This window comes from Paenibacillus hexagrammi, from assembly GCF_021513275.1.
In the GTDB taxonomy this organism is placed as follows: domain Bacteria; phylum Bacillota; class Bacilli; order Paenibacillales; family NBRC-103111; genus Paenibacillus_E; species Paenibacillus_E hexagrammi.
The window spans coordinates 5,522,594-5,535,488 of the sequence record NZ_CP090978.1 but is presented as its reverse complement, the minus strand read 5'-3'; the positions used below and the strand labels follow the sequence as shown (position 1 = coordinate 5,535,488).

At 50.7% G+C, this 12,895-nt stretch carries 12 protein-coding genes and 2 pseudogenes; 12 read left to right on the top strand and 2 right to left on the bottom strand.

The window, feature by feature from the left end; all coding sequences use genetic code 11:
* From cpaB to nadE, 10 genes and pseudogenes are all read left to right on the top strand, one after another.
* Entirely contained in the window at positions 1 to 705 is a 705-nt protein-coding gene (cpaB, locus tag L0M14_RS25195; protein WP_235119179.1) for a Flp pilus assembly protein CpaB, read from the top strand.
* Positions 695 to 1,546 carry a CpaE/TadZ family protein gene (locus tag L0M14_RS25190; protein ID WP_235119178.1) on the top strand — a complete coding sequence of 284 codons (852 nt, stop codon included), beginning with the start codon at positions 695 to 697 and terminating at the stop codon, positions 1,544 to 1,546. Before cpaB ends, L0M14_RS25190 begins: the two co-directional genes overlap by 11 nt.
* A gap of 14 nt (positions 1,547 to 1,560) precedes the next feature.
* Positions 1,561 to 2,999: pseudogene (locus L0M14_RS25185) on the top strand (CpaF family protein).
* Between the two features lies 1 nt (position 3,000).
* On the top strand, positions 3,001 to 3,957 hold the full coding sequence (locus L0M14_RS25180) for a type II secretion system F family protein (protein ID WP_235119177.1): 957 nt from the start codon (positions 3,001 to 3,003) through the stop codon (positions 3,955 to 3,957).
* A gap of 3 nt (positions 3,958 to 3,960) precedes the next feature.
* On the top strand, positions 3,961 to 4,881 hold the full coding sequence (locus L0M14_RS25175; RefSeq protein WP_235119176.1) for a type II secretion system F family protein: 921 nt from the start codon (positions 3,961 to 3,963) through the stop codon (positions 4,879 to 4,881).
* 222 nt (positions 4,882 to 5,103) lie between these two features.
* Complete coding sequence (locus L0M14_RS25170; protein ID WP_235119175.1) at positions 5,104 to 6,000, top strand: polysaccharide deacetylase family protein; 897 nt, start codon at positions 5,104 to 5,106, stop codon at positions 5,998 to 6,000.
* 227 nt (positions 6,001 to 6,227) lie between these two features.
* The gene (locus L0M14_RS31260; RefSeq protein ID WP_260115396.1) at positions 6,228 to 6,362 is read left to right on the top strand and encodes a hypothetical protein; all 135 of its coding nucleotides are present in this window, start codon (positions 6,228 to 6,230) and stop codon (positions 6,360 to 6,362) included.
* A gap of 52 nt (positions 6,363 to 6,414) precedes the next feature.
* Complete coding sequence (locus L0M14_RS25165; RefSeq protein WP_235119174.1) at positions 6,415 to 6,834, top strand: DUF3905 domain-containing protein; 420 nt, start codon at positions 6,415 to 6,417, stop codon at positions 6,832 to 6,834.
* A gap of 178 nt (positions 6,835 to 7,012) precedes the next feature.
* Entirely contained in the window at positions 7,013 to 7,450 is a 438-nt protein-coding gene (locus tag L0M14_RS25160) for a BrxA/BrxB family bacilliredoxin (protein ID WP_235119173.1), read from the top strand.
* Between the two features lie 103 nt (positions 7,451 to 7,553).
* Positions 7,554 to 8,362, top strand: a pseudogene (nadE, locus tag L0M14_RS25155) (ammonia-dependent NAD(+) synthetase).
* 143 nt (positions 8,363 to 8,505) lie between these two features.
* On the opposite strand, the gene L0M14_RS25150 reads toward nadE, so the two are convergent.
* Positions 8,506 to 9,969, bottom strand: coding sequence for an RICIN domain-containing protein (locus L0M14_RS25150; protein ID WP_235119172.1), 1,464 nt, complete (start codon positions 9,967 to 9,969; stop codon positions 8,506 to 8,508).
* 402 nt (positions 9,970 to 10,371) lie between these two features.
* Positions 10,372 to 11,349, bottom strand: a complete 978-nt coding sequence (locus L0M14_RS25145; RefSeq protein WP_235119171.1) for an aldo/keto reductase — start codon at positions 11,347 to 11,349, stop codon at positions 10,372 to 10,374.
* Between the two features lie 255 nt (positions 11,350 to 11,604).
* Between L0M14_RS25145 and L0M14_RS25140 the strand changes: the two genes are divergently transcribed.
* A complete protein-coding gene (locus tag L0M14_RS25140; protein WP_235119170.1) occupies positions 11,605 to 11,835 on the top strand; it encodes a hypothetical protein in 231 nt (76 codons plus the stop codon).
* Between the two features lie 330 nt (positions 11,836 to 12,165).
* The gene (locus tag L0M14_RS25135; RefSeq protein ID WP_235119169.1) at positions 12,166 to 12,870 is read left to right on the top strand and encodes a GntR family transcriptional regulator; all 705 of its coding nucleotides are present in this window, start codon (positions 12,166 to 12,168) and stop codon (positions 12,868 to 12,870) included.
* Positions 12,871 to 12,895 lie beyond the last annotated feature (25 nt).

Sequence of the window (12,895 nt, the reverse complement as noted above, 5' to 3'; positions counted from 1 at the left end):
ATGCGATCAAAAGCGGTTTTGATACTGGCGGTTATCATGGGGTTGTTAACAACCTTTCTTTTTATCAAATATATGAAAAAATTCGATGAAGCGGCAGTTATCAATACCAACATGACGGATGTGGTTGTGGCGAAGCAGCCCATCAAGCGCAACACTGTGATTGATGCAGGTGCTATTGAAATTGCGCAAGTGCCCAAGAAGGCGCTGCACCCAGAGGCCGTACTCACTATAGAGGAAGCCGCGGGAAAAATCGCCAACAGTGATCTGGCTCCGGGAGAGATGCTGCTGAGCCACCATCTGCAAGGGCAGAAGGAAGAAGCGCTGCTTGTCTCGCGGAAAGTGACGGACGGCTATCGGGCTGTGTCTGTTGGAGTCAATATCGTCAGATCAGTTTCCAACTTGATCGAGCCCGATGATTATGTCGATGTGATTTCGAACCAAACGGATAAACAGTCCAATGGGCCGCTTGTTTCCACGCTCATCTTGCAGCATGCCAGGGTGCTTGCCGTTGGACGAAGAATGGTCGAGGCAACCACGGAGACGCCTTATGTGGAATACTCCTCGGTAACGCTTGAAGTGAAGCCGCAGGACGCAGTAGCGTTGGTTAATGCGAGTGAAGCTGGAAGCGTGAGCTTAATGCTGTATAGCCGGATCCAGCCAAATGGAGAGACAGAATCGAAAGGAGCAGGCGGAGATGAAAAGTAGCGATACAGGTATGGAGGGGCCGCTGAAGGAAAAGCGAGGCGAGATGATCGCCATATGCAGCAGTAAGGGCGGCATCGGCCGTACTGTACTCGCTGTCAATCTCGCTGTCGCGCTTTCCAAAAGCAATATTCAGATCAGCATCATCGATGGGGATCTGCAGTTTAACGATGTAAGCTTGGCGATGGATTTGCATCCCACTTTCACGATTAAAGATGTGGCTGAAAGTATCGATACGATCGACAAGCACACGCTGCCTAGCTACATGATCCGCCATAGCAGCGGCGTGAAAGTATTGGCTGCGCCTGAGCGTCCGGAATTTGCAGATTTAATTAAACCGGACGTGATTGACCGGGTTTGTGAAATGCTGCTGGCTCAGCACGATTATTTAATTGCCGATACAGGTGTAGGCTTGCAGGAAAATACGATGCAGTTCATTGAGAAAGCAGATCAAATCTTCGTGCTGACCACACTTGAAATGAGCGCAATCAAAAACACGAAGCTGATGCTGGAAACATTAGATGCGCTGGGCCTCAAGCATAAGGTGCAGCTCGTTATTAACCGGTCTACGATGGAAAGCGCCATCAAGGCTTCGGATGTGCCGGATATTCTTGGGGCGGAGAATCCCATCTACGTGCCGAATGATTTTCAGATTGTCTCTCAATCTATAAATATCGGGATCCCGTTTGTTCTGAATCAAGGAAAAACGGACATCGCGAAATCGGTGTTCAAAATGGCCGAGCAGCTCATCTCCCGGAGGGAAATCTCGCTCTTCAAACCGAAGCCTGCATCCATTTTTCATATGCTGTTTAACAAAAATAAAGGCAATGCACCCCAATCGTAAGGAGGAGACAGCGAATGAGCTTACTGGATAAAATACAAGCCCGTGCCGGACAAATCGACCCGAATTCGGAAGCTGGTGCCGAAGGGGAGCATGCAGATACCCTCCAGACAGCGCAGCCCGTGAAAAAGGATTTGCTCAGCACCTTTCGCGATATACGCCGCTCCGACTCTGCGAATAAGGAGAATCCGCGTGAAATCAGCAAGCATCAGGAACTGAAAAATAAGCTGCATAAGCTTATTCTCAGCGAAATGAAAGACGATGATGTCGAAGCGATCGTGCCTAAGCTTGACGCGATGGCGGTCGAGATTATGAAAGAAGACGAAACCTTCCGCGGCAAAATCGATCGCAAAAAGGTCGTTGAGGAGCTGATCAACGATTTGACCGGCTTCGGGCCGATTAATCCGCTACTGCTTGATCCTGATGTGTCCGAAGTGATGGTGAACGGACCGAATCAGGTGTACGTCGAACGCAGCGGACGAATCGAGCTGTCGTATGTCCAATTCAGGGACGATGAGCATGTCATGCATGTGATTGAAAAGATCGTTGCGCCCATCGGCCGCCGCATCGATGAAAGCAGTCCGATGGTGGATGCCAGACTGCCTGACGGATCCCGTGTGAATGCGATTATTCCGCCGCTGGCGCTTAACGGACCAACGATTACGATACGTAAATTTTCCAAAGATCCTTATACGATCGAACATTTGATCCAATTTGGCACCGTATCCCGGGAGATGGCGATTTTCCTGGAAGCCTGTGTCAAAGCGAGACTTAACATATTTGTCAGCGGAGGCACGGGCTCCGGTAAGACCACCACACTGAACGTGCTCTCCTCGTTTATTCCCAGCGATGAACGAATCGTTACAATCGAAGATGCTGCCGAGCTGCAGCTCTGGCAAGATCACGTCATATCGCTAGAATCGCGCCCGCCGAACATCGAGGGCAAGGGTGGCATCTCGATCCGCGATCTGGTGCGCAACTCCCTTCGGATGCGTCCAGACCGCATTGTGATCGGCGAGGTGCGCGGAGGTGAAGCGCTGGATATGCTTCAAGCGATGAATACCGGCCACGACGGGTCGCTGGCGACCGGTCACTCAATAGTCCGCGCGATATGATAGCGCGTCTGGAAACGATGGTGCTGCTCGCCGGCATCGAGCTGCCGGTCAAGGCGATTCGGGAACAGATCGCCGGAGCGGTGGACGTCATCATTCAACAGTCCCGTCTGAAGGACGGGTCGCGCAAAATTACGAACATCACCGAAGTGCAGAGTATGGAGGGTGATGTGATCGTACTGCAGGATATTTTCACCTTCCAGCAGACAGGAATCGGAGAGAATGGCAAAATCATCGGAAGATTGCTGCCGACGGGCATTCGTCCCAAGTTTTATGATCGGTTGGAGCATTCAGGCATCCATATCCCCACCTCGGTATTTCTGGATGGAGGCGAGGACTTGTGAGATGGCTGATCCTGATATTGTTTGCTTTCTCCAGTTTTCTTTTTTTATGGCCGTGCTGCAGTCGCTGTTCTCGTCAGACAAACGAATGGAGAAGCGAATCAAGCGGTATTTGGACCTCCAGAACCGCAAGAAGCTGAGTGCGGGCAAATTCAAGCAGTTAGTTCAATTACAGCTGTATAAGCAAACAATCCGGGAAAAAGTGCTCTCCAAGAGCAAAACGGATAAGCTGAAAAACATGCTGCAAAGCGCTGGTGTTCCGCTGAAACCCGAAGAGTACATTCTGTTTCAATGGATTGCGGCTGCGCTTGGCGGAGGTCTGTTGTACCTGCTTTCAGGTCGCTTCTTTTTTCTTCTGATCGGCGCCGTTGTCGGCTATTTACTTCCCAAATGGCTGGTCGCCCGCAAGGAGCGGGAACGGATTTCCAAATTCAATGACGGCTTGCAGGATATGATTACAACCATTATCGGCTCCCTGAGAGCCGGATTCAGCTTCACGCAGGCGCTAAAAACGGTAATGGACGAAGCATCCTCCCCGATTCAGGAGGAGATTGAAATGGTGCTGCGGGAGATGCAGTACGGGAGCAGCATGGAGGACGCGCTTCATGAATTAAAGGAGCGCATGCCCAGCGAGGATTTGGATCTTATGATCCAAGCGATCCTGATTCAACGGCAGATCGGCGGCAATTTGGCTACCGTACTGGAGACCATTGTGCAAACGATCCGCGACAGGAGCAAGATTCAACGGCAGATCCAGACGCTTACAGCACAGGGACGGCTCTCGGGTATGGTCATCGGCCTGCTGCCGATTGTGCTAGGGGTGCTGATCTATATGATCGAGCCCGAGTATATCGGAGCGCTCTTCAACCATCCAGTAGGCATGCTCATGCTGGCTTGCGGAGCTATCTCAGGCATCATCGGATTTGTATTCATACGTAAGCTGACAACAATTGAGGTGTAGCTGATGGTTTATGTGACGTTCTTTTTTACAGTCACCTTGCTGGTGTACGCGCCTTTTATATGGAAGCAGGACCGCCGAAAGCATATGCAGCGCAGAATTTCCTGGATTACGGAGAAGGAGGATACAGCCGAACCGCAACAGCAGGAGATCAAAACCAAAAGGAGACTGCTGCAAAGACTCCTGCTCTTCTTGTGGAAGGAGCTGAAGCGCGGTTTTGGCAGGCGTATGCCGGGCCAAAAGGAAGCCAAGCTCGAGCTCAGGCTGATGCAGGCCGGGCATCCCTTCGGGCTCACTCCCGTCGATTTCCGAATCGCCGAGATTGCTCTGCTGCTGCTCTTGCCATGCTTGGCAGGATTGTACGCCGGCCTTATCCGGTTAGGTCCCGGCGGTATCTTTGCTTTTGCCGGCGTGGGGCTCGTCATCGCTTTTGTGCTGCCCCAATTTTACTTGGGGCTTAAGATCAAACAGCGCAGCAGGCAAGCTCTTAGGGAGCTGCCGGATGTGCTGGACCTGCTGACAGTCAGTCTGGAAGCAGGACTGGGTTTTGACTCTGCGCTGAGCAAGCTGATTTCGAAGAAAGAAGGCGTTGTGACCAGTGAATTTCAGCGCTGTCTGGAAGAAATACGGCTTGGCAAGACCCGCCGTGAAGCGCTTCAGAGTGTGCGTGAACGGTTGGAGCTCGATGAAATGAAGGTGCTGATCAGCAGCATCCTGCAAGCGGAGAAGCTGGGTATCGGGATGGTGCAGGTGCTGCGGGTGCAGTCGCACGAAGTGCGTGAACAGCGCAAACAGCGGGCAGAAGAGGCGGCGATGAAGGCGCCGATTAAGATGCTGTTCCCGCTCGTCTTGTTCATATTCCCCAGCCTCTTTATTGTGCTGCTGGGACCGGCGTTGATTCAATTCATTCAGACATTCTCGAAGTAAGTGAATAGAGCAGAGAGGATAAGCCTCGACCGGCCAAGTGCCGGTTTTTTTGCGTTGATATGAAAGTTTAAGTTTGTATACATCGCAATGAACTCCGCTTTAACTCACGGGTATCATTCGTCTCAATTTGCCTCCCCCAGAAAGTACCAGCCCGCCCCTTTGGGAAGAAAGCCATAATAAGGATGTCAGGACTTGGTCATATGATCTTGAGGGGGGACATGCATGAATAGAATGGCAGAATGTGTACGGTTTTGCTGTCTGCTAGCGGTCATCTTGATGCTTGGCATGTCAGTTTCCGGCTGCAAGAACAGTAACGGACTTGACCCTACACCGGATAGTAAGACTCCGCTTCACCTGCAAAGCCAGCAGCAAGCCCGAGCCATATCACCCCCGATCGACGATTCTATTGTAGAAACGCAGCATTTCTATTCCGGCTCGCGCGAGCTTCTTCGTGCCCACGCTTTACCCAAGCCTGCCTTATTAGGCGGTAAAGTCGCATATTTGACTTTCGATGACGGACCCTCGCAGAGTACAAGTAAGATTTTGCGCATTTTGAAGGAACAGCACGTGAAAGCGACTTTCTTCGTCGTAGGCAATGAAGGAAGCGAGGGCAAGGCGCTTTACAAACAAATCGCGGCTGACGGCCATGCGCTTGGCAATCACACGTACTCGCATGAATACAAGACCATTTACCGGTCTGTAGATGCTTTTCGCCGAGATGCACGCAAGCTGGACCGTCTGCTGGAGGAGACGGTAGGCGTGAAGCCAGATATTATCCGGTTTCCCGGCGGCTCGAATAACCATTTAAGCTGGAAGCCGGGCGGGAGAGGGATTATGAGGAAAATCGCCAAAGCCATGCAGGAAGACGGATATCAGTACTTCGACTGGAATGTCAGCTCCACGGATGCCGCAGCACCTGTTCAAGATAAAGAGATGATCATTGCCTCCGTGATTGGAGCAAGCAAGGGCAAGCAGAGTATCATCGTTCTTATGCACGACAACACCCATAAGACTACGACGGTCGAGGCGCTTCCCGTCATCATTCAGAAGCTGAAAAGCGATGGGTTTCGCTTTGAGACGCTTTCGCGTTCTTCGTTTACTTTTCAATTCTTATCATAGAGATTGCGTACAAGAGCGAGAGTGGACCTGCGCCTCTCAACCTTTCTTTCGTATTCGTTGCACGGTACCGTAAGGGCCCTGATGGTAAATCTGTCCTGAATGCTATTGTGACCGCGTCAGGACATTCGCAAGGCGCAGGGGATTCTTCTGTCCGCAGTCATGTCTGAATCTGGAATGCTTCTCTTCACGAAGGCGCATAATACAAGCAGAAAGGAGCTGAGAAAAGCATGAACAACAACGATTCCAAAACGCAAATCCAGCAAGAAGAGCAAAACAAGCAGCGTCAAAATCAAACTTCCACAGTTGGAAAAGAGGGCTTTGTCGACAAGAAGCTCGATGGTCCGAATCGGCCAGCCGAGTAAAAGTGAGCAGGCGAAAGCCGCTCTCTGAAGTGGCATCTGGAAGGAGGTCACCATGAACGATCAACAGAAACAGAAGCAGACGAAAGCAACCGAAGCAGGGGGGCAGCCCGAACTCGACCCGTTTGAGATTAATTTTCTGCCCGAGTTTCAGCAGGGCCGCGGGCCGCGCGAGGCATTTGTCAATGAGCACGGTATCGTGATCGGCGACCATGACTATGAATCCGCGAATTCTCCGCTGGAACAGTGGACGGAGGATACAGATCCCGCCGTTATGGCAGGGGATGAGTGGGTCCATCCTTATAAGGATATCGGCTTCCAAACGGCCGAGAACCGGGACTATTTTGAGAAGGGCATCGCCCCTCAAAGCGGCATTTTCATGCATCCCGACAAGGATGTCGCCTACGAATACGATCTGGGTCAGGCTGACCCTGGTAAAGCAGCCAAGAAACAAGACAGCAGGGCGAAGCAATAGCTTGGGCCTTGCTCCATATTGGACCTTTACGTCCCGCAGAGATTCCGGCAGTGAGCTTGAGCAGCAGCCGGTCCGCTCTGCGGGCGTATTCGCGCTTTGCTTTCCATCCATACGGATGTATAATATGACTTAATCAACATTCATGTTTGTCAAACTTATATCCTAAGGGGTGGAACATATGGCAATGTCTTTTGATTCTTATATGAAAGATATGGTAAAACCGATGAGAGAGGACTTGACCCGTCTGGGCATCAAGGAGCTTCTTACACCGGAGCAAGTAGATGAAGCGATTGAAAATTCCAAGGACGGTACGATGCTGCTGGTCATCAACTCCGTATGCGGCTGCGCCGCTGGACAATGCCGACCTGGCGTTGCAAGAGCGCTTCAGAACGATACACTGCCTACTTACACGTACACCGTGTTTGCAGGACAGGAAAAAGATGCAACAGCGAAAGCGCGTGAATATTTGGCTCCTTACCCGCCTTCTTCACCGTCCATCGCCTTGTTCAAAAATGGGGAATTGGTTCACTTCATCCAACGTCACCAAATCGAGGACCGCTCTGCAGAAATGATCGCCGGCGACCTGATCGGCGCCTTCAACGAATATTGCAATTAAGCAAGTGGTATTACTCATACATCATGAGGCATGAAGCCCGCATTGCAAAGCTCTTGCAAGGTGGGCTCTTTGTTACTATTACAAAGATAAGGTGGAGAGAGAGATGAGCTTGCAGCAGGATATCATTGCCAAACTCGGCGTGAAGCCGGAGATTGATGTGGACGAAGAGATTCGCAAACGCGTCGATTTTCTCAAAAATTATGTAAAAGGCGCGAATGCCAAGGGGCTTCTGATCGCGATCAGCGGCGGTATCGACAGTGCGGTAGCCACAGGTCTTTGCAAGAAGGCAACCGATGAATTGACGGAAGAAACAGGAACAGAGTACAAGACGGTAGGCGTATTCCAGCCTTACGGCGAACAGGTTGACATTGAAGACAGCTACGCGGTCGCCAAGGCCTTCGATTTGAAGTATCAGATCGAGAATAACATTCAGGAAGCGGTTGATGAAATCGCCATCGAAGTGGAGTACGGCTTGAAGCACATCGGTGTTCACCAGCATATCAGCCGCGGCGGCAAAGGCAATGTGAAAGCGAGAACGCGCATGGTGATGCAGTACGCGATTGCTTTTGAATTGGGGCTAATCGTTGTAGGGACAGATCATGCATCCGAAGCGATTACAGGCTTTTTCACCAAATACGGGGATGGAGCTGTAGATATTACACCGCTTAGCACTCTCAACAAGCGCCAAGTCCGCTCCTTGGCATCCAAGCTTGAGTTCCGCAAAGCGTACTCGATAAAGCGCCGACAGCCGGCTTATGGGATGGTCAGACCGATGAGAACGAGCTGGGCATTACATACGGAGACAACAGCGACTACCTGGAAGGTAAGCAAATCGATCCGGCCGTACAGGAAAAGCTGGAGAAGCAATATTTGAAAACCGAGCACAAGCGTGCGCCAATACCGGGAGTTTAACGGAGTAATGTGGGGCTCAGCCGTTTTTCGAGAGGCGAAGCGGCGGCTTTTGACAGGTGCAATCAAGTAACATCACTCAATCAATAACCCAAAGGAGCTAAGTCAAGTAAACGACTTAGCTCCTTTGTTGTATGTAATCGGTTCTATGGGCTAACGATCTGCCATTGCTGGTTGCTGCTGCCGCTGCTTGCGTATTGGCCGAGATTGCTGCCGCTTGCTGTGCGGCCCATGCCGTCTAGGTACAATCCTGTCGCTGCATTCTTGAACCTGACATTCGCTCCGGAGGAGACCAGCTGCCAGATTTGATTGCTGCTGGAGCTGCTGCTGTATTGTCCGGCATCGCTTCCGTTCGCGGTTCGGCCCATACCGTCCAGATACAAGCCGGTTGCACGGTTTTTCAGCTTGTAATTGTACCCTGACGGCTCGAGCGCCCACTGTTGATTCGTGCTGCTGCTTGCCGAATATTGCCCTGTTGCCGATCCGTTTGTCGTCCGGCCCATGCCATCGATGTAAAGGCCGGCTGTCACATTTTTGATTTTCACATAAATGACCGCCGGATCGTCTGAGCCCATACCCCAAGCATATTGAAGCCTTGTGAGTCCCGACGGATTATTCACTGTCAGGCTAATGCCGGAGCCGCTGCCCGACTTGGTGGTCATGCTGTAGCCATCACCGTCCCGGAGTCCGGGCCAATATACGCTGCCCATTCCCCATTCTCGCAGCTGGCTGCTGATTCCCCTCACATAGGCGACCCACAGTGAGCCTCCCGGTGTGTTGTAATCCTGAAGCGGATAGGTCGTATTGTATCTCGAACTGTACCCCGCTTGCATCATCGAGCCCCATTCCGTCATGATCGTCCGGGACGCATAGCTGCCGACATAACCCTTCAGATGATCCGCCCACTGAGCTTCGCTCATGTAAGGCGTGCCCACAAAGAACGAATAATCATGAACGGCAAGTAATGTATCATTCAAGCGGGAATCGCCGCCGGGAACAGAAACGTTCTGCGCATAGCCCGCGCCATCAAGGATAATTCTCCCCTTGGGAATCGTGGAGTATGTCGTCAGCCAATCGTTGTACATATTGTTCAGATCTGTGTTGCTGTAGCCATAAGGCTCATTGATGACTTCAAAATAGACATTGGCATTGCTGCCGTACTTATTGACGACCGTCGTCCACATGTTCCAGAAGTCAGTCATGTTTGCAGGCTTACCGCTGCTGTACGCCCAGTAGGCGAGGATCACATTTCCTTTGGTTAGCGCCTTGTCGATGGCCCCGGTATAAGTGCCCCAATAGCTGGAGACCGTCGGCTCATTGATCGGCATGCGGATGGTATTGGCGCCGAGTGTTGACACGAATTGTCCGACGACTTTGTCGGCGACGGTAGACGCAGATGCATAGGTGTCGGAAGAGCTTAGCCCGGATACGTAGAGCACTCCATTCACAAAATTATCCCGCGAATCTGCCCAGTTCACCCCCTTGAATGCGCTCGTTGCCGCTTCCGCCGTCTGGGGCTTGCCCAGACTTAAGGTGCTAAGCATCACAAGCGACAAAGTGAGCAGCGTTGCAAGCAGCAGAGGCATCCATTTCTTCCTTAATTTCATCATTTCATTCCTCCTTCAAAATTTGTTTTAAAGCGCTTACATTTATGAGCATAGCAAATAATGGATAAAATTGGATGCTGTTTTCTTTACCGTTACCGAACAATATTGACTTCTTGAGAGGTGTTCGCTTTGAAGGAATTCATTTAATTCGATGATGCTTGTCAAAGCCCACGGATCAATCGAGATGAAACATATGTGAGTATCTGGATCAACCGAGATGAAACATATGTAAGTATCTGAATCAACCGAGATGAAACATATGTAGGTATCTGAATCAACCGATATGACAAGGGTATAAGTCCCTGGGCCAACGTAGATGAGGCAAGCATAAGCCTTTGAATCAACTAAAATGATACCAATAGGAGCCCCCAGATCAACCGGAGGCTCCTGCAAATTACAAAAATATTAAGGCACCCGCACGCCACGTGCGCTTGTATAAAGCGCATACCAATCTTCGCGGCTCATCAGCTCCGCTTGGCGAACCGCATCCTTGCAGGCCTTCACACGTTCAGCGGAAGATGTGCCGATGACCGGTTGAATCTTCGCAGGATGCTTCATTAGCCAACCGAGGAGAATCGCCTCGGGCGTCGTTTCGCGCTCCTGCGCCATCTTCGCGATGAGCGCGGTCGTTGCTTTCACCGGCTCGGAGGCCCCTTCGAGGCTTTTGCCCGTAAAGCGTCCCTGCGACAGCGGTCCCCATGCTTGCAGCTGGATGTCTTCCATCAGGCAGTGCTGCAGAATGCCGTCATCGAAGTTGAGAGAGGATCCTTCGGCGCGGTTCACGAGAATCCCTTGATCCAGCCAGTCCAGCCTGCTGAGGTGAAGCTCCAGTTGATTGACAACGAGCGGCTGCTCGATGGATTTTTGCAGGTAGCGCATTTGAGCGGCTGTCATATTCGATACGCCGAAGTGGCGAACCTTGCCGGAGGCCTTCAACTGCTGAAACGCTTCTGCAATTTCATCAGGCTCCATCAGCGGATCCGGACGGTGCAGCAGCAGCACGTCCAAGTAATCGGTTCCAAGCCGCTGCAGAATGCCGTCAACCGAGCTTAGAATATGGCTCTTGGAGAAATCATACCGCTGCGGCAGTACGCCGTCGGTGAAGCGGATCCCGCATTTGGACTGAAGTACAATCTGCTCGCGAAGTCCCGGCTTCGTTTTCATAACCTCACCGAACACAGCCTCGGCTTTTCCCATTTTATAAATATCTGCATGATCGAACATGGTGATGCCGGTTTCCAGCGCAGCCTCAATTGCCTTCTCTGCGATTGTTACCTGTTCGTGCGTGTAAGGGTCGTAGTTCCAATCTCCACCAAGCCCCATGCATCCGAAGACGATGCGGCTGTCGGAAATTTCTCGTTTTTGTATCGGCATTACCTTCATAACTATCAGCCTCCTAACGTTGGACTAGGTTCATTATACCTGCTGCAGAGAAGAGGCATAAGAGCTGAAAATGCTGTTACTTACTCACCTGCAGGTAAGGAGTGAATTATTGAAGCGTACAGAGACAGGCTTTCTAACATACGTTCTGTGAATGTTGACGTTGAATCTCCAACTGAAAAGTTAAGTTAGGGATTAACATATTTAAGTATTAAATGTAAAATAGTGGTTGATCTGAAAGAATTGGAGGTCTCCGACATGAAAAGAGCAAAGTTACCTATCGCAATTGTTGGTGGAGTGGTATGGATATTGAGTATGATTGCATGTGTAGTTATTCAGGTACAGAATATGACAAGTATCGAAAAAGGATTTCCTCCTCAAACTTCTTTTTCACTGTTCATGATAATTGGAGCTATCGGATTTATTGGATTTCTTATCATGGTTATAGGAATTGGATACATGATTTATAGTCGGACACAGTCCAAATAGGCCTCAACCTGATTCCTGAATTCAAGGAGGAAGTCATGTTTATATTAGGAATTGTTTTATTATTTGCGGCTTGGCTATCTCAGTATTTGGTTTGTACCTTCTTTTTTTTGGGCGATTACCAATGTGACTGTGCCCCTTGGCGTCGTCTTATTTATAACAGGACTGGTGTTGTCTATTTCTAGTATAAAGAAGAAGTTGAATGGATGACGGAATCATTCGATAAAAAACGCTTGCGAGTCCTGACTAGTCAGGGCTCTTATTCAACCCAATTGACTTGTATACAAGAACACAAGTATACTTGTTGTAACAAAATACATCGAGGTGATTGCCATGCCTAACCTATCACCATTGCCACCGCAGCTTCAGCGGAAATCGCTTGGCGATCAGGTTTACGAAACAATTCGGGAAAGCATTGTCTCCCTGCGACTAGAGCCCGGTAGTATGATCTACGAGAATGAGCTTTCGGAGACGCTGCATGTTAGCCGTACGCCGATCCGGGAAGCCATCCGGCTCCTGGTAAGCGAGCAGCTGCTAGAGGTGCTTCCGCAAAGAGGGACGCGAATATCGCCTATCTCGGAGCGGAAGGTGAACGAAGCCCGGTTTATTCGCGAGCATTTGGAGCTTGGCGCCTTCAAGTTGGCGGCAAGAATGTGGGGGCTGCAGGATCGGCAAGCCGAGCGCGCGAAGCTCGACCAGCTCCTCGCTGGTCAGCAGGAGGCCGGGGCAGCGGGAGATATAGAGCTGTTCCTGCAGCACGATGAGGCCTTTCACCGCACGATCATGGAAGTGACAGGCAACGTGACCTTAATGCAGGTCATCAATCACATGCGCGGACATCTGAATCGTCTGCGGTATTTGGCACTGAAGGAGTTCCACTACCTGGATCAGGTCATTCAAGAGCACAAGGATCTGATCGCAGCCATCGATCAGGGAGATGAGGCGCTGGCAGGCTCAAGGCTGGAGCGGCATATCGGCAAACTGGATAACGAGATGCCTGCGTTAAGGCAGATGTTTCCACACTTTTTTACGGATTGAATCGATATATTCGGAGGAATCAGAC